The organism is Frischella japonica, from assembly GCF_014489845.1.
Taxonomy (GTDB): domain Bacteria; phylum Pseudomonadota; class Gammaproteobacteria; order Enterobacterales; family Orbaceae; genus Frischella; species Frischella japonica.
Genome location: NZ_JABURY010000015.1, coordinates 1 through 19,433 on the forward strand (window position 1 = coordinate 1; position 19,433 = coordinate 19,433).

Here is a 19,433-nt window from a genome sequence, read left to right on the forward strand (position 1 = left end):
CTGCCATTGGTATTCCCAGTCACCTTGCTGCCATTGGGGAGGGTCAGAATTTTCAAGCGTTCTTTTTTTTCTTATTTTATCGTATTGTTTGAGTTCGGATTTTGAATATCGCCGTATTTCGGCCTTACGGTCAAATTCATTTTCTTCAATCCAAAAATTGTTTTTAGAATTTGTATTTTCACTTAAGAAAGATGAATTTTTTGGTAGATTATTGGCAAAATTATTAAAATTTCTCGGAGTTTTTAAAATAAAATTTCCCTGTTTATCATAAATATAATTCCAATTTTTATCCTTTAGAATCTTACCCGATGCCCCATATATTTGATCGGATTTTTGTGGATTGGAATACAAATTTTATAAAAGAACTATCCTTCTAAAACGGAAAAGAACCCTCAATCATTAAGAATTTTTAATTACTTTACTATATCTAAAATTGATTCCTGATGATAAGAATTTAGGCTTTATGCTTAACTCTATTTGAAATATTGGGTAAACGGCTCTTTTAGCGGAAACAGAAGGTAAGGGGCTTGCGCTCTATCATATTTCCGCTAGACTTTGACAAACTGCTCTGGCTTGTTAAAAATCTTCTTCCTAAATCGGAATGGGAATTGTTAGACCAGTGGAATAAATATTTTTAATTTAAAAAGCCAATTTTAAAGTTGGCTTTTTATTATATTTTATCTTCTATGCCCTTCATTACTAAAATGTTGTGAAAGTCTGTATATATTTTTTTAGAAAAAGGGTCTTCTTCAATATCATAGGGAACTGTTAATACATAATAAGGTACTTTAGAAAATACAAAAAATGTATCAGTAGGATCAAAATTTGAACGTCCATTTAATTCATATAAAGAGGCTTTTCCATTTAAAGAAACCATTTTAGCATTTATATAAAAACAACCTTCTCCATTTAAATCAACATTATATCCATGCTCTAAATGATATTCCCACATTTCTTTATTTTTAAAAAACATAATGGAATGTTCATCTAAATCATTAATTTCATAATTATAGTCATAACCTATCTTATCTGCATATAATTTTAACAAATTAATCACAGTTTCGTTTGATTTATCAGAATAATAAAAATATAATTCGCCGCTAAATTCCATATTTAATATTATTTATTTGCAAGGGGTTTTCCCATGAGAAACACCTTCTTTAAGTTTATTATTTGCATCTCTTAATTCCACATCACCTTTAATATATAATCTCAATGTAGGATTTTGAGGATCGACTAATTTACTTTATTTTCATCCAGTTTAAAAGCTATATAATGGGTACTTTTTCCTCTGCTAATCCCATTTTCCTCAAACTCAAGGATCACTAGCTTTAATTACTCCTGATCCCATTTATGGATTCATATCTCCCATCACATTATCTGCTCCTGATTTTTTAATGACTTTAGAAAATTTATCAATATTAAATAACTACATCCATCTATTAGTCGAAGTATTACCGTAAAATAAATCAAAATATTTTTGATCTATTATTTTCATATTTTCTAAAGAATTAAGTAGATTTTCAGAAATTTCTAAATCTTCTGCACAACCTGAGTATTTTGCTAATGAATTATAAATTTAAATAATAACTCATTTTTATCTTCTTGTGTTAAAAAACGATCATTATAAAATTGTTCAATTATAATTTTTATTTTTTCTTTTTCTTTAACATTTTCTTTATAAGTTACATCAAGATTCTTATAGAATATATCCCATTCATTTCCTATTTTTCTAGTAATCTTAAATATTTTTGCATAATCTAAATATTTTTATTCACTTACAGCATAAGCATGATTTGGTATTTCCCTTTCAATTAAAACTTCTGCATCTTTTACAGAATATCTAAATGCTGGGTCTTTCAAATTAGTTTTTGTTTGTGGTTCTACCCCAGATGAAACATCAAATACTTTTGAAGCATCTAACTTATTAGTATCAATTATTGTACTTTTATCCATCTTTCCTCCTTTTGGGTTAGGTTTGGCATAAAATTCTGCTGTGGAAGACTTTTTGGTTGTAGAAATATATTGAGTATTTAAACACTACCATCATCTATATGTTGTTGGATAGTATATGTTGCTGCTGTATTTTTTGCCTTAATTGCTTCTCCTGCTTTATCACTAGCTTCTTGAGCTCCGTTAAGATCTCTATATACTATAATCAACCCGAACACATCAACCATCGTATTCTAATCAGCCCCATACGCATAAAAATTCGGGTTGTTACCTGCCAGTTTTATAGGATCCTGGCTAATATATAAACCGGTTTCATGATTATAATACCTGAACCGATTATAACAGGGACTGTATTTTATTACTTAATTAGAATAGGATTTATCTCATTTTACTTTAACAACAATTTCATATATTTTTTTACAAAACATTGATTCTTCAATAATAGAAGGTAAAACCACTGTTATTCTATTTTCGATATTTGAATATTTAGGATTAAAGATAAGATAAAATGGCCCTTCTCCATTTTTATTTAAATAGAATCCTTTATTATCCATTTCATCAAACATTACCTTATCTAAAGCATAAAAAGCATTATACATATTATCCTCAAAATCTTCCTCTTTATAATAATGCTCCCAAATTACCTTTAATTTAGTTTCAAACTCCATAAAAAAAGTACTTGCATCTTTAGATGTATAAAATATATAGTCTACTCCTGATATCATAATAAGATACTGATTATATTATTTACATGGAGTTTTTCCATGTCGTGAAACATTATTCCTGTCAATGGCTATATCTCCTTCAATATATTTGATAAATGTGCCTCTATCTCCATCTATGGACTTTAGTTTAGAATCATCTATTTGAAACTCAAAAAAATGAGAAGATTTTTCTTTTGTCAATCCAAGTTTCTTATATCCATTCGATGTTTGAGATAGTATTTCCGGTGATTTATTGTTACATATACTCCTTTAGGATGCCCTTTTATTGGTTTAGACGCTTTAAATTTAAATAGAACTTTTAGATAAATTCAACTCTTGAATATTAAAGCCAAGGTAAAGTTTGCTTTCGGGTTATTTTAATTCTATTCGCTAATCTGACACATTACTCATCATCTTCCTCTATATAACCAGACTCATTTAATTTATTTCTATTAGATAATAATTTTAACACTCTTAAATTCTCAAAGACTTCCCTACTAACTTTTGCTAAAACATCCAATTGGACTGAATTAAGTTCAAAAGATATTTCTTTTTCAGTGATTAATAAGTTTTTCACATCTGTTTTCCGTATTAGTATTTTACATTTATCAATATTGTTCTTTAATGAATATGAGCCATCTATAATACCATAATAATTACTATTTTCTGAATTATTAAGTAAATAAGCTCCTGTATACAATTTTTTGTTCATAATTATTTTTTACACTTTATTTTGGGAATCTAACCAACGTCTAATGGTATTCCACCATCTAATAATTTATTTAGTTTATTTATATTATCTACAAAATTAGGATGAATATTCTCTAAACCTGCTTGTTGTGCTACATATAATGTTCGATTATTAAGAGTTACTATATTAGCTCCTCCATTTAACTCCATTACATTTAATGTTAGTCCTTCTGGTAATTTTCCTAATTTTTTCGTAGCTTCTATAGCCTCATCTAATGACAAGCCTTTCCAGGGACCTTCATTAAAAACATCACTTATAGAGCTTTGGGAAAATTGTATGTCCCAAACATTCATCAACCCGAACACATCAACCATCGTATTCGAATCAGACACATACGCATAAAAATTCGGGTTGTTTCCTTCAAGTTTTATAGGGTCTTGGCTTATATAAGTTCCTGTATTACTGTCGTAATACCTAAAGCGATTGTAATAAAGCCCGTCTAGTTCCTTATCTTCGTACTGCCCCAGTTGCCTGAACGGAATAAACGGCTGATTGTTAAAGGTATCTTCTCGTATTCTGCCATAGATGTCAAATTCCACCTGCCAAACCAATTCACCTTTGTCATCATAGGCCTGAGCGGGTCTGCCCAAATAATCCGATACAATCGAGTAGGACTTACCCTCACTTAACTTAGCTGTGGGTACTAAACTTCCTTCCTCATAAACCCAAGTGGTCAGGGTTTCGACCGGTTCGGGTTGTTCCAACATAAGCATTCCCAGCTCATCAGAAATAATCTTAGGACGCCGTTCATTCTCATAAAACCATTCATGAAATAATGCATTACCATCCCAAAGATAACGATAAATCTTTGTATTTACAATTTTCGCTGTTCTTCTATCTAATGCGTCGTGTTCAAAACGGATCCATTTCCCCTGAGGATTGCGTACCGCTTGTAACATTCCGTTACCCAGCCATTGGTATTCCCAGTCACCTTGTTGCTATTGTGGAGGGTCAGAATTTTCAAGCGTTCTTTTTTTTCTTATTTTATCGTATTGTTTGAGTTCGGATTTTGAATATCTCCGTATTTCGGCCTTACGGTCAAATTCATTTTCTTCTATCCAAAAATTGTTCTTAGAATTTATATTTTCAATTAAGAAAGATGAATTTTTTGGTAGGTTATTGGCAGAATTTTTAAAATTTCTCGGAGTTTTTAAAATAAGATTTCCCTGTTTATCATAATATAATTCCAAGTTTTATCCTTTAAAATCTTACCCGATGTACCATATACTTGATCGGATTATTGTGGTTTGGAATAGAAATTTTATAGAAAAAATCATTATAAAAACGGAAAAAAACCTTAAACCTCAAGCATTATTAATAACTTTACCATATCTAAAATTTATTCCTGATGATAAGAATTTAGGCTTCACGCTTAACTCTAGTTATAGTATTGCACAAACACCCCTTATAGACGAAAATCGGAATTGTTAGAGAAACTAAATTGATTGTTAAACCAAAAAGCCAACTTTTAAAGTTGGCTTTTTATAAAATTTACAATTTTATTTTTAATTAAAGTTTTATTTTCTACAAGATCGTTAGTAGTAATCACAAGCATACTTTTATTATCAAAATCACTTAAAAAATCATTGAAATCAATGTCAGGATCTTGAATAATCTTAATGATTTGTGTTTGATTAAAATTAATTAAGCTAATGATTGGATCTAAATCTTCAAAAAAATTACCGTTACTATAACGAGTTTTAAAGAATGGAAATTGCCAATTATCTATTTCATCAGATTCAATTAATAAATCAGTAATAAAGTAATACCATTTTTTTTTAATTCGAGTATGTGAGGTGTTTTCATATAAAAGCTTTCCCTGTAATTATTTCAATGTCTATTCTAACATCTTTAGTACCTTTTATTAAGAAAGTTTTACTTACAGGTGCATCCGCTCCACCATTTTTACCAGCATTAATAATCCACTTTTTTAGCTTTATCAATAGCTTCTTATCTTGCTTTACGTTCTCCCTTTGTTAAACTTTCAGTTAATTCATCTAACATAGATAGCCCTTCCTTTGACGTTGGTGGAGTCGCTCTATTCCATGATACAGATTTTTCTAAACCATCACCTTGAGCTTGAATTATCACCTTATGTCAATCCAACCCGAACGGATCGACCATCGTATTCGAATCAGACACATAAGCATAAAAATTCGGGTTGTTTCCTGCTAGCCCGATAGGGTCTTGGCTTATATAAGTTCCTGTATTATTGTCGTAATATCGAAACCGATTATAATAAAGCCCCGTTTCAACATCTTCGGAATTTGGTGAAGGAATTAACCGCCATTTTTAGCGGATAAATTCACAAAATTTAGGATAGGGTCTGGGATTTTACCAGAATTTATTTTTTAATCACCATTCATCAACATCAATACGCAATTCCTTTATATATTTTATATCTTGAATACATCTTCTAATATTTTCAATATCGACCAACTCATTCTTACCAAAGATTATATTACAATAAATTAAATAGTTAGGATGTAAAACTTCGTTGTCAGTGATATAAAATCCATCAGGACTGGCATTATAAATACTAAAATGATTGATACTATATTTACTATTAGTTTTAATATAATATAATTCATCATCATTATATTCATCTTTAATTAAATTTATATTTAATTTTTTTTCTAAGTTTTTTACAATATTTTCTAGGTCTAATGAGAAAATACCATATGTTATATAGTAACCTTTCATTTTAACTTTTGCATTTTATTTTATAACTTTTACCATTTGCTCTGACTGCTGATTCACTATCAAAAATTCTAAAGTTTACATCTCTTCCAAAACGATTTGATAAACTATCTGCTAAATCCCCAAACCCTAATTTTTTCATAGCATCAGAATTTAATGGCATTGAATATGGACGTCCTAGTTTTCCTAAATCTAAACTTTGTACTTTTTTTAATAAATCAGAATTAACAATTGCAACATCAAAATCACTTATCCTACCTACATCAAAAGGAATTCCTGTTTTAAAACTACGACCTGTAACAGAACTACCTTGCATGAAAACTTCTGAATTATTAAAACCTCCCCTAGCTAGGGTAGCTTGAATTTGAGAACCAAATTGATTTAATTGACCATAACTTTTAAATCCTAAAATTGGCGATGTAGATAATCCGAATGAATCAATTTGAACGTTGCTATCACTTACATAGGCATAAAAATTCGGGTTGTTTCCGGCAAGTCCGATAGGGTCTTGGCTATTCTAACCCTGCGTACTCTTTTCCCTCCCGCGAGCATCCGGTTTTCACATCAAAGAACATCTGTTTTCCTGTCGGTAAATTTAGTGATTTTTATTTTTTTCTTTCAATTGAAAAAGAAAAATCATTGTTGTTATTATTACCGGTGTGGTAATGCGGTAAACTTTGCGTTGGCTGCTGAGCGTTGGCAAGTTTTCCACCATTTCCACGCTGCCACTAAACAAAAAATTCCTTTCCTGCACGTGCTGGACGGTTTTATAAAATCTGTAAAACTTAAAAATATCGCTGCGCTGTAAAATATTAAAGCCACTCTTTTTGAGTGGCTTTAATTGTTATTCAATAATAGGGCGAATTGGAACAACTCCGCCATTATTATATAATTTATCCAAATAATTTTTCACTTCATCAGACCAATAATACTTGGCGAAAGTCTTGTTTAGTAATGTATACTGACTGTCTTCAGTGTGCATACAATAATTAAAATGTTTTTTAATTTCTTTTTGTAAAATAGAACCATAATGCTTAGCATTTGGACTACGGTTAGGATACCATAAAAATGAAGTATTTGTTATCTTAACTTCATTCTTTGTCCAAAAGTTTGTCATATAAATAAAGTCGTTTTTGTCATCAACAAGTGGACGATGATTTAGTAATTTTATTTTTGCTTCATAATCTTCCTTAGTACCAATATTGATAAGGATATTACTATCAACAAAATCCAACATACTGATACTACTTGATACAACTATACCACTTTTCTCAAAGTTTTTATCATTAAAAAAGACAAGGTTATTATTTTCTAAAAAATTATTTACAAATTCAATTATGCATTTTCTGGATGCGACTATATTTAGTTCCATTAGTGACAACTTGTTTTTGGTTTCGGCTTCTTATTTGTTTCTGGATGAGTATAGGAGCGGAAATGCACCCTTTCAGGAACACCATTGGCGTGTCTAATTTTATTCAAATCCTGCATAGCTAAAATCTCTCTGGTAACAGGCTTTCCTTTTGCATTAGTCTTTCCTACATTACCCCAATGTGTTTTACCGTCAGCATCTTGCCAAACAATATCAGGACGTCTTCCTGATTTATGCCCTCCAGGAGTTTCAAATAATTTTTCTTTTTCGTATCCACCTCCGTATATAATCGTACCTCCATCGGATATTATTTCATCTGCTCAGGATTTGATTATTTGATTATGAGGTCCTTTTCCTCCCGTATTAGGTCCACGTTTTGCAAGCCCGAACGGGTCTATCCACGCATTCGTGTCATGGACGTAGCCATAGAGCTGTATGCCTCCGTATAATCCAATCGGGTCTTGGCTTATATAAGTTCCTGTATTACTGTCGTAGTATCTAAACCGATTGTAATAAAGTCCCGTTTCAACATCCTCATACTGCCCCAGTTGCCTGAACGGAATAAATAACTTATTGTTAAAGATATCTTCCCGTATTCTGCCATAGATGTCAAATTCTACCTGCCACACCAGCTTACCTTTATCATCATAGGCCTGAGCGGGTCTGCCCAAATAATCCGATACAATCGAGTAGGACTTACCCTCACTTAACTTAGCTGTGGGTGCTAAACTTCCTTCTTCATAAACCCAAGTGGTCAGGTTTTCAACCGGTTCGGGTTGTTCCAACATAAGCATTCCCAGCTCATCAGAAATAATCTTAGGACGCCGTTCATTCTCATAAAACCATTCATGAAATAATGCATTACCATCCCAAAGATAACGATAAATCTTTGTATTTACAATTTTAGCTGTTCTTCTATCTAATGCGTCGTGTTCAAAACGGATCCATTTCCCCTGAGGATTGCGTACCGCTTGTAACATTCCGTTACCCAGCCATTGGTATTCCCAGTCACCTTGTTGCCATTGTGGAGGGGCAGAATTTTCAAGCGTTCTTTTTTTTCTTATTTTATCGTATTGTTTGAGTTCGGATTTTGAATATCTCCGTATTTCGGCCTTACGGTCAAATTCATTTTCTTCAATCCAAAATTTGTTTTTAGAATTTATATGTTCACTTAAGAAAGATGAATTTTTTGGTAAATTATTGGCAGAATTTTTAAAATTTCTCGGAGTTTTTAAAATAAGATTTCCCTGTTTATCATAAATATAATTCCAATTTTTATCCTTTAGAATCTTACCCGATGCACCATATATTTGATCGGATTTTTGTGGTTTGGAATAGAAATTTTATAGAAAAAATCATTTGAAAAATGAAAAAAGAACTCTTAATTTTCAAAAAATCTTAATCACTTTACCCTATCTTAAATTCATCCCTGATGATAAGAATTTAGGCTTTATGCTTAACTCTATTTGTAATATTGGGCAAACGGCTCTTTTAGCAGAAACGGAAGGTAAGGGGCTTGCGCTCAGCCATTTTTCCGCTAGACTTTGACAAACTGTTCTGGCTTGTTAAAAATCTTCTTCCTAACTCGGAATGGGAATTGTTAGACATACTGAGTTATGATTATTAAACCAAAAAGCCAACTCATTTGAGTTGGTTTTTTAATTCATATTACAGATTCAAAATTAGTATTTAACCGTAATTTTCCCATAAATATATTTTTTCATTACTTTTTTTAACTTTATCAAAAATCACTTTAGTTCCTATTACTTCAACCCAATACTTAGCATTTTCAAAAATAAAATGTTTATAAACACGATCATCATATTTTCTCCAATTTGAATCATAATTTTCTCTTTCATTTAATATTTTCGTCATCCATTTAGAATTTTTAATTTCATAATAATAACATTTATAGTCATGATTAATATTACTCGGATATAATTCTAATTGAGTATGTCTTAAATGTTTAATTGACATCATATTTTCAACATTAAAACATCCTAAAAAATCATCTTCTATATTATGAGTAATACCTTTATTATAATCCCAACATTTGAAATAATAAAAAAACTCATCTCTTATAAACTCTGAAATACAAAAACACTGAGGATCTTGCCAAATATTTTCTATTTTATGTACTATTATTTCTTCTTTCATACTTATTTATTTACATGTAGTTAATTTACTTGTACCTTCATTAGGGTAACCCGATTCTCTTTAAACGTGAATTAAATTCTCTTAACTAATATACATCTGTGATAATTTCTATAGAAATAGAACTTGCTTTTGATTACCTTGCTAAATAAAGCCTACTATTACCATCTCTTACAACATATTATCCTTTCACATTTACAACTCTAATAGGTTTCATATTTTTCATCACATTATCTGCTCCTGAATTTTTAATGATATTAGCATTTTTATCAATATTAATATTATTCTTAGATTGCCCTAAACTCTTGGCAAAATTATCTGGATTATCAAAATTTTTATTAATTGTAGTTTGTGAAAAATTTATATCCTTAGGATTTACCATTGATAGGCTCCATGCCCAACGGGTTAATTTCTATGCTGCTATCATGCACATTTGAATAAAACTTTATTCCACCTTCAAGAGCCCCGTACTGCCCCAGTTACCTGAATGAAATAAACGACTTATTGTTAAATAAATTTTCCTATATGCAGAGGAAACCAAGCTCCTCTATTCATATATCTAAGTAGTCAGATTTTCGACCGGTTCGGGCTGTTCCAACATAAGCATTACCAGCTTGTCAGAAATAAGCTTTGGAAACCACTAGTTTTAGTGAATTATTAGCAGAATTTTTAAAATAAAGTTTTTCTGTTTATAATAAATATAATTTTTATCCTTTAAAATCTTACCCGATGCACCATAATACCTATTCTCATACCAACCTTCTTGGTTTAATATTTCTTTAGTTATTTTTGAAAAATATTTATTAATCATGTTTATAATTTTTTGAGCTTTCTTACTATTTCTAAATTTTTTCAATGTTCTCTATAACGAAAAATGGCAAGCTCTAACTCGACATCATCACTTAAAACAGTTTTTTTACTATAAACGTTACGAGTATTGCTACCTCGTTTTTTCTGATGTTTTTCATGACCTAGATGCTGCATCATTTCTTCATTAACGCCGGTTCAATCACTAGTTTATTCATAATAACCCGTTAATTTGCTTGAATTTTCCTGATTCTTTATGCTTTTGGCGAGCTCTGCGGTCATTTCTCTTAGTTTTTTTTCGTCGATTTATATCTACCTATTTTTAACTCATTACAATAGTTCAAATATAAGCAAATGCACAAATTTATCTATAGGGTCAATTGATGCTGACTTTTGATTTTTTGAATTAATGTTTTTGCAGTATTATTTAAATCTTCATAAGGTGAGTCTAAATATTTTTCTATGATATTTAGAGTTTCATTATCAATTCCGATTTTGTATAGATCCCAAAGGCATTTCTTCCATATGGGGACCATAAATGTCTCTATATTATCAGTATCATTCTTATCAAACTTATTGATATTTAATATCTCTGAAAAATACTTTTTATTTTTTACACTTATTTCTATTGAATCTAATAGTCTTTCTAAAAAAGAATAGGATATCCAATCTTTTGTTATTAACTCTTTATAAATTCTATCAAGTTTATTTTTAATATACTCATCATCATGCAAATATTCTTCTATATCCAGATATTCCTCTATCTTATCTAAGTCTTTTAAATTAATAGATTCCAATAGTTTTCTATAAAAATAATCTTTATTTTCGTTTAGATTTACTGGATATTCCTTATAAAATGAATCTAAATCTATTTTATTAGTCAATAAATTATAAATTAAACTTTCCTCTTTAGATACCATGATTATTTACATTCATACTTATATTATTAGTACTTACGTCTTGAAAGAATATAATATTTTCATTAAATATATCAAGTCCTTTTCCTAGTCCAATATTGATTTGGGCATTCTTACCAACTTTTTCTTGCTTAATATATGTAGAAGTTCCCATTCTATCCAGATTTTACTAACTTTGATTGTTCTCTAACACCTATGTTTTCTAATACCTCTGTAGTTTCATCTATCATGGTAAATTTATAAATTTCCCCCCTGTAATTATTAGAAAAATCCTGAGTTGGAAAGGTGAATTTTTTTTGTTGGAGATAACTTCTTTATTTTTTCCAGTATTTAAGCATGTTCTTCAAAGATAGCTCTGTAAAATATTTAATCTAATTCGAACGGGTCAACCTGTAAATAAAATTGAATAAAATCTGATTCTAATGAAATATTTAAATCTAATAATGCATTTGAATATTGTTCTGATATATCATTAAACCACCAAACATTTTTTTATAAAAATCTTTAACTTTGTTTGATAAAATTCCAAATAAACCTTAATTATATTCAACTTTTAATTTTCGAGCGTTAACTTCTGCCTCTGCTCTTTGCTTCCAATAAGCTTCTCTATCAATATTAAATAACTCTATATCTACTGGATTATAAAGGTGAGCATTTGATAAATAAGGAAGGAGTGCATTACTTACATAATATTTTTGATATTTTGGTGTTGATAATACTAATATTTTTATAATAATTTCTTATTTCTCCTACGATTTTGTTTTAGACCGATTATCTTTTAAGTATAATTCAAAGATATTCACTCCTTTACTTCTATCTCCATGATGAGGCTCTAAAGTAGGTATCCCATCAAATATCATTTATCCATTTAAATCCTCTGGAACACCTAAGAAAGTTTTTATAAATTCAACTCTATTAGAGGGCCACCAACCATAGTTCTCTTTTGATCTAGTTTAATCCACCAATGCCCATATTTATCATCCTCAAATACATCTATATCTTTCCTATATATTCTATCTAATTTATACTCCAGTCCGAAAAAAACAATCTCTAGGTTACTATTATAAACGTCAGCATAAAGATAAGGTTGATTGCCTTGCAGTTTTATGGGATTTTGGGAAAATATAAACGAAACCGATTATAAAAAAACCCGTTTCAACATCTTCAAAATTTGGAGACAGAATCAACCGCCACCTTTAACGGATAAAAACGCAAAATTTAGGATAGTCATTTTAATATTATTTTTTGAGTTCGTTATTTAATAATTCTTATATCCACTTTCTCTTTTAAGCTATCTAATGAAGTGTAATCAGTAATCTTTTTACACTTTTCAATGAGTAATTTTTGTAGTGATTTCAATTCTTTTATAGCTTGTATATCTTCTAACATACTGTTTCTCGCTAATAATAATTCTTTTATTGGAAGCCTTTCAATACCTGTTAATGTTTCTATTTTCGAACTATAGATATGAACAATTTGCAATTTTTGTAATTCTGATAATTCTTTGAAATTTGTGTTAGGAAGTTTTGAAAGCACCAAACTTTCTAAAGTGTGTGTGTTATTCAAATTTATTAACCCTTTCCAATATTCACTACCTAAATGTTCAATTTTAGGGAATTTTGAAACATCTATTTTGAATTTTTGTTTATCCAAATAGAGTTTTTCCAAATTTACTAGCGAATATATTCCCTCTGTATTAATAGCATTTTTAATAGTGGTTAATGATAAAATCTTTAGTCGCGCAGAAATTTTCTCAAACACTTTAAAATCAATTTTAATATCGCTATTCTCTCTTCCCAATATCCCTCTTAATTGAATTTGAGAAACTTTCATTTGAACGGCGTAATTAATCCCCTCTTCTAAATCGTTTGAATGAATTATTAAATACTTTCCGTTCAAATTTTCTCTTATTGTTTTATCAAATGACATTTTATTCCTTTTTAATTATTAAATTTTGCTTGTTTAATATAAAATTTCCCTGTTTATTATCAATATAATGCTAATTTTTATCCTTTATAATCTTACCTGATGCACCATATATTTGATCGGCTTTTTGTTGATCGGAATATAAATTTTATAAAAAAACAATCACTTTAAAAGCGGAAAAGAACCCTTAATCATTAAGAATTTTTAATTACTTTACTATATTTAAAATTAATTACTGATGATAAGAATTTAGACTTCACTAATGGACTTTACGTTTCTGAATTATACGGAACACACTAAACAACATCTTACAACTGTAGCTCTTTTATTCCTAAGGATGAACTGAAATTGCTGGATAAGCTAAATTTTTAAAACAGAAAAGCCAACTTTATAGTTAGCTTTATCTATTTAATATTAATCACTTTAAGTACTACACTTTAATTTGAAACAGTAACGAATACTGTCATCCTTTATTTTTCTAATGATTTATCTAAAAATTGATCATATAAATTATTTGAATATTCCTGCCATTGTTCTCCATATGTTTCAGCTAAATTAGCTAAACCCAGTAGAGTTAATGGATCATGAGCCGATATTTTAATATTTCTATAAGTTGCCTCCCAGATAAATTTTTCATCATCTAGAATTACAGCTCTAATAGAATATCCTTTTTGCGTTAATAAATTTAAAGCTGGGTTATAAGTATTTGCTGCCTCTCCAATTTGTATCATACTTTCTCCGGGCATTTTAAATATTTTGCATCTATTGTATATTCTATTAAAACTTCACTATTTTTAGTCGTTATTTGTTTGGCGTCAATACGCATTTTTTTCCACTATTTTTCATCATTTCAGCAACTGATTCAGGAATATGTATTTTTATTTTAGCTTATGCTTCTAAAAACTATAATTCTTCCATAGATATTTTTCTAATATTTTATGATTTCCCTGATCCGAAAGTATCTTTTACTGTTCCTGATTTTTAAGTAAAAGAAGTGAAAATACTTGTTTCACCTTTACTTAGTCAAGTAATATGTTCCCAAGGGGTTCATAATATCTGCATCTCTTCCTAAAGGTAAGCTTATATATCCTCCATTGTAATTTATATCTCCTCTGTGTACATACCCACCACCTTTTGTCATCAACTTAAATAGGTCAACCAAATTATTACTATCATGCATATAGGCATAAAAATTCGGGTTTTTCCGGCAAGTCCAATGGGCCTTTGCTGATATAAGTTTCTATATTGCTGTCGTAATATCGGAAACGATTGGATAGGTAAATTGTTAAAAGGATAAGAAAAACCAACCTTTAGAATTAGCTTTATTTTCTAATATGTAGCTATACTAATTTATATACAAACAAGAATTAAGATCTAATATGGTAATCCTTTGATACTTTCTAACCAAGTATTATAATAATTTTTTTGCTTTTCAATGGTAACTACATTTTTCACATCATTTTCTGGTTCGAAAATACTAATTCTCATGAATCTTTTTTCAATCCGTCTACCCAAAATTAGTGGGGTTGTATATATTGAATATTGTAAACAAGGAATCATATAATATCCTAAACTGCATCCTTTAATTAATAATTTGATTTTTCTTTGTTCAATTTTTTTGCAAAGTCCATAAAAAGCATTATTAACTCTATCAGAAAAATTTACGTAATGAATTCCAGTTTCATCACGATACTCTAAAAAGAAAATTTGATATTCTCCTTGGAACTCATATTTTTTATTTTCTACAACGTCATCAATAATTGGATTATCTATATTTTCAGTCCAAACATTAATTACTGCTTTGAAAACTTTATCTTGTAAATCCAAACATTCTATATTAAAGCTTCGAAAATTTTCTCTATTGTTCATTATTTTTATATTATAAGATGGGCATTAATGACAATTCCATTTAATATGATTAGTATCTGTAATATCTTTAGCATGGGTATGTCCTTTTTATTATTATTCGATATTTGGTTTACAACTGCAAATCCTTTTTCCCAAGGGTAAGGACTATCAACACCCAAAACTTTATTTACATCAACCCCTTTACTATCCTCAATTTCTATCTTATACACATAACCATTTTTACCGAAATAATCATCTCCTAAATCCATAGCACTATTAATATCATAAGTTGTTGAGATATACTGAGAGGAAGTATTATCCACAGCATAGTCTAGCAGATCAATATTTGAGTTAGAAACTTTGCATTGAATCCACCACCCGCTTTTATTTCATTAGGAGATCTAGTATCAAAACGACAAACGGTAATAATATCCAACCCAAAGGGATCTACCCACGTATTCGAGTCGTGAGTATAAGCGTATAAATTCGGGTTGTTTCCGGCGAGTCCTATGGGGTCTTTAGAGAGGCCTGATTCGGTCTGCCAAAATAATCTGATACAATCGAGTAGGACTTGTCCTCACATAGCTTAGCAGTCGGTACTAAACGTCCTACCACATAAACCCAAGTAGTCAGGTTTTCGACCGGATCGGGCTGTTCCAATATAAGCATTTCCAGCTCATCAGAAATAACCTTAGGACGTCGCTCACCCTCATAAAACCACTCATGCAATATTGCATTACCATCCCAAAGATAACGATACATCTTTCTATTTACAAATTTCATTGTTCTTCTACCTAAAGCGTCGTATTCAAAAAAGAAGGTAAGTTTTTCAGTTGATAGTTGGCGGAATCCATACCCTTTGCTACAAACTGCTGGATTTATTTAATATCTTTAATCTTATTAAAATCCTTATTTCAGAGGATATACTCGCCCCCTCGATAAGTTCAACAGTTGAAACAGCAAAAGAGAAAAGCCAACCTCTAGGTTGGCTTTGTTATTATTAATTATAAGCTTCATTTTCTGTTTTCATCCCGTTGATGAATTTTATTAATGAATCTGATATAAAACGTATTGTTGATTCTGGACTAACATAATAGTCTTCTAAATATCCTATATATATCTTACCATCATTAGTATTAATGCAATATGGATATCCTCCATCATCAATAGCAAAAGGTATATAAGATAAAGGAATTAATTTCTTTTTAACAGCTAATGATTGATATAATTCTTCTAATAAAATATCGTTTTCAGATTGTTTATACTTCATAGGTAAAAATAGTTTAACACAAATATCTACATCGTTATTTTCATCTATATAAAAATATTTTTCTCCTTCAATTTCACCTCCATTATATAAAATGTATAACTCAACTAAATCTTTTGGAAATATAAGATTCATACTTTTACTTACATCCATAATATCAGACTCGGTTAACTTTATTCCTGTATTTATAAATTTTTGCATTATGATGTATTTTCTATATATATTTTATTTACATGTAGGACACCATCCTTATTTCTTAGAAATATCGACGGCTTCTTTACTATCACATTTTCATACCAAATGATCAGCAAATTATTCTGCTGATCCCTTATGTGGAAACAAATCAATATGTGTTTGTGTTTTTACTAATTGCATTGTAGATTTTCCTGTTATTGGGTCAAAATCCGCAACATGATGCCAAGTATAATTTTTAGCATATTTAGCAGAGATATCGGCTTGTTTATAAGCCTGGGTAAAATCAGAGCTTCTCCTGCCAGTTAATTGTACTGTTACAATATTTTTTTGACTTCCTGTTATTGGAAATAAATCAGCATGCTCATTAAAATTAACAGTATTTGTTTCATGCATCAACCTGAGTGGATCAACTTCTACCTTGCGGTCAAAACATACGCATACAGATTGGGATTATTTCGGCAAGGCTGATAGGGTCTTTGCTAATGTAGAAGCCAGTTTAAGGATTATAGTAAAGGAAACAGTTGTATTCTAACTTAGCTCTTACTTACACTATTTCAAATAACATTTCTTAATTTACTATGATACCTGTTTTAATATTAAACAATTTGTTCAATATGTCTTTTCCATTCATTAGGTAATAAGTGCTATCAGTAATAAACAAGCTATTCCCCACTAAGTGGGGAATAGCTTGTTATTTTTATTATCGTTGCATGTTGTAGTAATTAGTAATGATAGTAAATATTTCCTTTGGATGCATCTGCAAGATTTTTATTGGTTTATTTTGAGTTACTCATAAGTAGATTTCTTAATTTGATATGGAAATAAATATTTTCTTAAAAATAAAAAAAACTAAAACTTTTATTAAATTCATCTACAAATTTTTCATTAATAATATTATCGTTTATATCTAAACCTAGCATTTTCCAAAATCTGATTTTTCCTATAGTTGCGTACATATTACTAAAATCTTGATAACCAATAGTCTTAGTTTTTTGATTATTATTCAAATATAATGCTTTCATTCGATTAATATTAACTAAATCCATAGTAACAACATCATATAACATTTGATAATCAGCATCTATCATTCCTTTAAATTGATCATAAAGATTTTCTAAAATGTTTTTATTACCCAATATAATATTTTTATTAAAATTATTATTTATTAAATATTCTGCCAAAATTAATAAGTATACTTTTGAATAATTTTTTAATTCATCATCATAGTCGATTTTAATTTTGTTAATTAATAAATTTAAAGAGGCAAATAATATTTTGTTTTTAGTTTTGAAATTATAATTAGAAGCCACTAGAAAAAATAAAGAATCTAATAAATCAAAGTAATCTAAAGTCGAAAATTCCTTTGATTTTTCAAATTGATGACAGGATTGAATAAAATACTCTAAAGATTCATCTTTTAATGATTCTAATGGATGATCTAAACAAAAGTTTAATTGCAAAATATTCTTTTTTTCATATAAATCTTTACAGCACTCCTCATCAAACTTACTTTTTAACGAGTTTAATAACCCTTTTGTTGAATAGAAAAACCTTATATGAGACATACAATTATTTACATTTTTTTATTTTAGCTATTTTAGAATTATCTAATACTTCTATAGCGTCTTGATGAATCGCCCTTTTAGATAAAACCTCATTTGATCTAGTATCATTTCTATTACTATCATACACATAAAAATTCGGGTTGATTCCCGTCAATTTTATCGGGTCTTAGCTAATGTACGAGCCTTATTCAGGATCATAATATCTAAACCGATTATAATAAATCCCCACTTCAACATCCTTACACTGCCGTAATATTTACTAAGCCAACTTTTATGAGTTGGCTTTTATTTCAATATTGTTAATCAACAATTTCAAAATTCATATTTTCAGGAATTTCTGAATTAATGGAAAAATCATCTACTTTCTTTAATTCAAAGCCAAGCCCATAGTCTTCATCATCATTTACAGGTTCGTTATGTTTTATCCTTTTATATCCATGTAGCGTAACAAGATATTTTCCTGAAGCAAAATTCATTTTTTGAGCTTCATAATAAAACGACTCTTTGCCTTCTACTCCATTTTTTGTAGTATAACCTAAAATGTTTTGAGTAAATTTATTTATATCCCATGCATTAAGAACATCCATGCTACATATCCAAAGTTCATTTTCATTTATCTCTAAATTAAAAATTCCTTTTTCAGCTATTTTAGTCCAATTATTAGCTGAAAAATAAGTTTGTTTTTTATTTTCTGAGAAAAAAAAGTCAAAATAAAATTGATTAAAGGACATTGTATTTATAGGTAAGATAATTCCCTTTTCAAGAGTATCATCACTTAACAATTTATTTTTATTAAAAAAGTTAATTAATGATTTATTTTTTATTTTATTATTTTTGAGATATTTGGAAAAGTTGTTTAAAGAAAATAAACATATCCCATAGCTTCCAGAATCTATTTTATTAATTTTATTCATAATATTATTTACAAGGAATATTTTTACTTTTTATCTTTTTTTCTATTTCTTCTAAGGCTTCTAATGGAGTAAGGTTCTTTTGTACAATTCGTCCATTTTTTCCTTGAAATTTTAAGACACCTTTTGCATCAATATCTTTATATGCCTCTTTTGCGACTTTCATAAAATCATCTAAATTCCCAGTAAATTTACTACCCTGCCAAGGAATATCAGCCTCTAGCAGTAATTTATGCATATCTGAATGTAAATCTGGATAAGCAGAAGGCTTATTCGGAAACCATGCTAAAGCATTTTCACCTGCTAAATTTGAAATATTTAATTTTTTGCATTAATCCCAGGCATTGGATGATACCCCATTTCAAT

General features: G+C 29.3%; 32 protein-coding genes and 2 pseudogenes. 3 read left to right on the forward strand and 31 right to left on the reverse strand.

All coding sequences use genetic code 11. The annotated features are described in order from the left end of the window. From FcAc13_RS05950 to FcAc13_RS06015, 14 genes and pseudogenes are all read right to left on the reverse strand, one after another. A partial coding sequence (locus FcAc13_RS05950) for a hypothetical protein (protein WP_187755300.1) occupies positions 1-351 on the reverse strand: 351 nt, incomplete at its 3' end. Between the two features lie 319 nt (positions 352-670). Continuing rightward, positions 671-1,111 (reverse strand): hypothetical protein, encoded by a 441-nt coding sequence (locus tag FcAc13_RS05955; RefSeq protein ID WP_187755301.1) that lies wholly within the window; start codon positions 1,109-1,111, stop codon positions 671-673. A 659-nt stretch (positions 1,112-1,770) separates the two neighbouring features. Then, positions 1,771-1,956 (reverse strand): hypothetical protein, encoded by a 186-nt coding sequence (locus tag FcAc13_RS05960; RefSeq protein WP_065734841.1) that lies wholly within the window; start codon positions 1,954-1,956, stop codon positions 1,771-1,773. A 77-nt stretch (positions 1,957-2,033) separates the two neighbouring features. Beyond that, positions 2,034-2,171, reverse strand: coding sequence for a hypothetical protein (locus FcAc13_RS05965; protein ID WP_187755302.1), 138 nt, complete (start codon positions 2,169-2,171; stop codon positions 2,034-2,036). Between the two features lie 15 nt (positions 2,172-2,186). Beyond that, a complete protein-coding gene (locus FcAc13_RS12400) occupies positions 2,187-2,312 on the reverse strand; it encodes an RHS repeat-associated core domain-containing protein (protein WP_187755492.1) in 126 nt (41 codons plus the stop codon). Positions 2,313-2,336: 24 nt separating this feature from the next. Beyond that, entirely contained in the window at positions 2,337-2,678 is a 342-nt protein-coding gene (locus tag FcAc13_RS05975; RefSeq protein WP_187755303.1) for a hypothetical protein, read from the reverse strand. Between the two features lie 382 nt (positions 2,679-3,060). Further along, positions 3,061-3,369 carry a hypothetical protein gene (locus FcAc13_RS05980; protein WP_187755304.1) on the reverse strand — a complete coding sequence of 103 codons (309 nt, stop codon included), beginning with the start codon at positions 3,367-3,369 and terminating at the stop codon, positions 3,061-3,063. A 29-nt stretch (positions 3,370-3,398) separates the two neighbouring features. Next, positions 3,399-4,331: pseudogene (locus FcAc13_RS12305) on the reverse strand (RHS repeat domain-containing protein); the annotation flags it as partial. 15 nt (positions 4,332-4,346) lie between these two features. After that, entirely contained in the window at positions 4,347-4,598 is a 252-nt protein-coding gene (locus FcAc13_RS05990; RefSeq protein WP_187755306.1) for a hypothetical protein, read from the reverse strand. A 612-nt stretch (positions 4,599-5,210) separates the two neighbouring features. Then, positions 5,211-5,351, reverse strand: coding sequence for a hypothetical protein (locus FcAc13_RS05995; protein WP_187755307.1), 141 nt, complete (start codon positions 5,349-5,351; stop codon positions 5,211-5,213). A 7-nt stretch (positions 5,352-5,358) separates the two neighbouring features. Next, the gene (locus FcAc13_RS06000) at positions 5,359-5,499 is read right to left on the reverse strand and encodes a hypothetical protein (protein ID WP_187755308.1); all 141 of its coding nucleotides are present in this window, start codon (positions 5,497-5,499) and stop codon (positions 5,359-5,361) included. A 12-nt stretch (positions 5,500-5,511) separates the two neighbouring features. Further along, positions 5,512-5,670 (reverse strand): annotated as a pseudogene (locus tag FcAc13_RS12215) (RHS repeat-associated core domain-containing protein); the annotation flags it as partial. A gap of 93 nt (positions 5,671-5,763) precedes the next feature. Then, the gene (locus FcAc13_RS06010) at positions 5,764-6,111 is read right to left on the reverse strand and encodes a hypothetical protein (protein ID WP_187755309.1); all 348 of its coding nucleotides are present in this window, start codon (positions 6,109-6,111) and stop codon (positions 5,764-5,766) included. 1 nt (position 6,112) lies between these two features. Further along, entirely contained in the window at positions 6,113-6,424 is a 312-nt protein-coding gene (locus tag FcAc13_RS06015) for a hypothetical protein (RefSeq protein ID WP_187755310.1), read from the reverse strand. A 126-nt stretch (positions 6,425-6,550) separates the two neighbouring features. On the opposite strand from FcAc13_RS06015, the gene FcAc13_RS06020 reads away from it, so the two are divergent. Continuing rightward, complete coding sequence (locus FcAc13_RS06020; protein ID WP_187755311.1) at positions 6,551-6,916, forward strand: hypothetical protein; 366 nt, start codon at positions 6,551-6,553, stop codon at positions 6,914-6,916. 36 nt (positions 6,917-6,952) lie between these two features. Here the strand turns inward: FcAc13_RS06020 and FcAc13_RS06025 are convergent, their stop codons facing one another. Continuing rightward, the gene (locus tag FcAc13_RS06025) at positions 6,953-7,480 is read right to left on the reverse strand and encodes a hypothetical protein (RefSeq protein WP_187755312.1); all 528 of its coding nucleotides are present in this window, start codon (positions 7,478-7,480) and stop codon (positions 6,953-6,955) included. Between the two features lie 84 nt (positions 7,481-7,564). Here FcAc13_RS06025 and FcAc13_RS06030 point away from each other — a divergent pair, with 84 nt between their 5' ends. Continuing rightward, positions 7,565-7,816 (forward strand): hypothetical protein, encoded by a 252-nt coding sequence (locus tag FcAc13_RS06030; protein ID WP_187755313.1) that lies wholly within the window; start codon positions 7,565-7,567, stop codon positions 7,814-7,816. Here FcAc13_RS06030 and FcAc13_RS12310 read toward each other — a convergent pair. Then, complete coding sequence (locus FcAc13_RS12310; protein WP_484494496.1) at positions 7,798-8,541, reverse strand: RHS repeat domain-containing protein; 744 nt, start codon at positions 8,539-8,541, stop codon at positions 7,798-7,800. The two genes, FcAc13_RS06030 and FcAc13_RS12310, sit on opposite strands and share 19 nt — an antisense overlap. A 295-nt stretch (positions 8,542-8,836) precedes the next feature. Between FcAc13_RS12310 and FcAc13_RS06040 the strand changes: the two genes are divergently transcribed. Continuing rightward, positions 8,837-9,025 (forward strand): hypothetical protein, encoded by a 189-nt coding sequence (locus FcAc13_RS06040; RefSeq protein WP_187755315.1) that lies wholly within the window; start codon positions 8,837-8,839, stop codon positions 9,023-9,025. Between the two features lie 141 nt (positions 9,026-9,166). On the opposite strand, the gene FcAc13_RS06045 is transcribed toward FcAc13_RS06040, so the two are convergent. The 15 genes from FcAc13_RS06045 to FcAc13_RS06105 form a co-directional block, all read right to left on the reverse strand. Beyond that, positions 9,167-9,634: a hypothetical protein gene (locus FcAc13_RS06045; protein WP_187755316.1), complete on the reverse strand. Its 468-nt coding sequence runs from the start codon at positions 9,632-9,634 to the stop codon at positions 9,167-9,169. 178 nt (positions 9,635-9,812) lie between these two features. Further along, on the reverse strand, positions 9,813-10,013 hold the full coding sequence (locus FcAc13_RS06050) for a hypothetical protein (RefSeq protein WP_187755317.1): 201 nt from the start codon (positions 10,011-10,013) through the stop codon (positions 9,813-9,815). Positions 10,014-10,483: 470 nt separating this feature from the next. Continuing rightward, on the reverse strand, positions 10,484-10,618 hold the full coding sequence (locus FcAc13_RS12315) for a hypothetical protein (protein WP_281382613.1): 135 nt from the start codon (positions 10,616-10,618) through the stop codon (positions 10,484-10,486). Positions 10,619-10,806: 188 nt separating this feature from the next. Continuing rightward, the gene (locus FcAc13_RS06055; protein WP_187755318.1) at positions 10,807-11,358 is read right to left on the reverse strand and encodes a hypothetical protein; all 552 of its coding nucleotides are present in this window, start codon (positions 11,356-11,358) and stop codon (positions 10,807-10,809) included. Beyond that, the gene (locus FcAc13_RS12130; RefSeq protein WP_223064541.1) at positions 11,348-11,509 is read right to left on the reverse strand and encodes a hypothetical protein; all 162 of its coding nucleotides are present in this window, start codon (positions 11,507-11,509) and stop codon (positions 11,348-11,350) included. Before FcAc13_RS12130 ends, FcAc13_RS06055 begins: the two co-directional genes overlap by 11 nt. A 1,100-nt stretch (positions 11,510-12,609) precedes the next feature. After that, a complete protein-coding gene (locus tag FcAc13_RS06060) occupies positions 12,610-13,284 on the reverse strand; it encodes a hypothetical protein (protein ID WP_187755319.1) in 675 nt (224 codons plus the stop codon). Between the two features lie 467 nt (positions 13,285-13,751). Continuing rightward, a complete protein-coding gene (locus FcAc13_RS06065) occupies positions 13,752-14,012 on the reverse strand; it encodes a hypothetical protein (protein ID WP_187755320.1) in 261 nt (86 codons plus the stop codon). Between the two features lie 643 nt (positions 14,013-14,655). Then, positions 14,656-15,150, reverse strand: coding sequence for a hypothetical protein (locus FcAc13_RS06070; RefSeq protein ID WP_187755321.1), 495 nt, complete (start codon positions 15,148-15,150; stop codon positions 14,656-14,658). Between the two features lie 5 nt (positions 15,151-15,155). Next, entirely contained in the window at positions 15,156-15,500 is a 345-nt protein-coding gene (locus FcAc13_RS06075; RefSeq protein WP_343066777.1) for a scabin-related ADP-ribosyltransferase, read from the reverse strand. Positions 15,501-15,636: 136 nt separating this feature from the next. Beyond that, the gene (locus FcAc13_RS06080) at positions 15,637-15,891 is read right to left on the reverse strand and encodes a hypothetical protein (protein ID WP_187755323.1); all 255 of its coding nucleotides are present in this window, start codon (positions 15,889-15,891) and stop codon (positions 15,637-15,639) included. A gap of 238 nt (positions 15,892-16,129) precedes the next feature. Continuing rightward, complete coding sequence (locus FcAc13_RS06085) at positions 16,130-16,597, reverse strand: SMI1/KNR4 family protein (RefSeq protein ID WP_187755324.1); 468 nt, start codon at positions 16,595-16,597, stop codon at positions 16,130-16,132. A gap of 111 nt (positions 16,598-16,708) precedes the next feature. Further along, positions 16,709-16,984, reverse strand: a complete 276-nt coding sequence (locus tag FcAc13_RS06090; RefSeq protein ID WP_187755325.1) for an HNH endonuclease — start codon at positions 16,982-16,984, stop codon at positions 16,709-16,711. A 440-nt stretch (positions 16,985-17,424) separates the two neighbouring features. After that, positions 17,425-18,156, reverse strand: coding sequence for a hypothetical protein (locus FcAc13_RS06095; protein ID WP_187755326.1), 732 nt, complete (start codon positions 18,154-18,156; stop codon positions 17,425-17,427). A gap of 299 nt (positions 18,157-18,455) precedes the next feature. After that, the gene (locus FcAc13_RS06100) at positions 18,456-19,070 is read right to left on the reverse strand and encodes a hypothetical protein (protein ID WP_187755327.1); all 615 of its coding nucleotides are present in this window, start codon (positions 19,068-19,070) and stop codon (positions 18,456-18,458) included. A 4-nt stretch (positions 19,071-19,074) separates the two neighbouring features. Beyond that, the gene (locus tag FcAc13_RS06105; protein ID WP_187755328.1) at positions 19,075-19,305 is read right to left on the reverse strand and encodes a hypothetical protein; all 231 of its coding nucleotides are present in this window, start codon (positions 19,303-19,305) and stop codon (positions 19,075-19,077) included. Between the last annotated feature and the right edge of the window lie 128 nt (positions 19,306-19,433).

Coding starts and splice junctions, on each gene's coding strand:
- FcAc13_RS05955 (WP_187755301.1), bottom strand. CDS start 1,111: ATGGAATTTAGCGGCGAATTATATTTTTATTATTCTGATAAATCAAAC.
- FcAc13_RS05960 (WP_065734841.1), bottom strand. CDS start 1,956: ATGGATAAAAGTACAATAATTGATACTAATAAGTTAGATGCTTCAAAA.
- FcAc13_RS05975 (WP_187755303.1), bottom strand. CDS start 2,678: ATGATATCAGGAGTAGACTATATATTTTATACATCTAAAGATGCAAGT.
- FcAc13_RS05980 (WP_187755304.1), bottom strand. CDS start 3,369: ATGAACAAAAAATTGTATACAGGAGCTTATTTACTTAATAATTCAGAA.
- FcAc13_RS06010 (WP_187755309.1), bottom strand. CDS start 6,111: ATGAAAGGTTACTATATAACATATGGTATTTTCTCATTAGACCTAGAA.
- FcAc13_RS06015 (WP_187755310.1), bottom strand. CDS start 6,424: ATGCAAGGTAGTTCTGTTACAGGTCGTAGTTTTAAAACAGGAATTCCT.
- FcAc13_RS06025 (WP_187755312.1), bottom strand. CDS start 7,480: ATGGAACTAAATATAGTCGCATCCAGAAAATGCATAATTGAATTTGTA.
- FcAc13_RS06045 (WP_187755316.1), bottom strand. CDS start 9,634: ATGAAAGAAGAAATAATAGTACATAAAATAGAAAATATTTGGCAAGAT.
- FcAc13_RS06050 (WP_187755317.1), bottom strand. CDS start 10,013: ATGGTAAATCCTAAGGATATAAATTTTTCACAAACTACAATTAATAAA.
- FcAc13_RS12315 (WP_281382613.1), bottom strand. CDS start 10,618: ATGATGCAGCATCTAGGTCATGAAAAACATCAGAAAAAACGAGGTAGC.
- FcAc13_RS06055 (WP_187755318.1), bottom strand. CDS start 11,358: ATGGTATCTAAAGAGGAAAGTTTAATTTATAATTTATTGACTAATAAA.
- FcAc13_RS12130 (WP_223064541.1), bottom strand. CDS start 11,509: ATGGGAACTTCTACATATATTAAGCAAGAAAAAGTTGGTAAGAATGCC.
- FcAc13_RS06060 (WP_187755319.1), bottom strand. CDS start 13,284: ATGTCATTTGATAAAACAATAAGAGAAAATTTGAACGGAAAGTATTTA.
- FcAc13_RS06065 (WP_187755320.1), bottom strand. CDS start 14,012: ATGATACAAATTGGAGAGGCAGCAAATACTTATAACCCAGCTTTAAAT.
- FcAc13_RS06070 (WP_187755321.1), bottom strand. CDS start 15,150: ATGAACAATAGAGAAAATTTTCGAAGCTTTAATATAGAATGTTTGGAT.
- FcAc13_RS06080 (WP_187755323.1), bottom strand. CDS start 15,891: ATGTATCGTTATCTTTGGGATGGTAATGCAATATTGCATGAGTGGTTT.
- FcAc13_RS06085 (WP_187755324.1), bottom strand. CDS start 16,597: ATGCAAAAATTTATAAATACAGGAATAAAGTTAACCGAGTCTGATATT.
- FcAc13_RS06090 (WP_187755325.1), bottom strand. CDS start 16,984: ATGCATGAAACAAATACTGTTAATTTTAATGAGCATGCTGATTTATTT.
- FcAc13_RS06095 (WP_187755326.1), bottom strand. CDS start 18,156: ATGTCTCATATAAGGTTTTTCTATTCAACAAAAGGGTTATTAAACTCG.
- FcAc13_RS06100 (WP_187755327.1), bottom strand. CDS start 19,070: ATGAATAAAATTAATAAAATAGATTCTGGAAGCTATGGGATATGTTTA.
- FcAc13_RS06105 (WP_187755328.1), bottom strand. CDS start 19,305: ATGCATAAATTACTGCTAGAGGCTGATATTCCTTGGCAGGGTAGTAAA.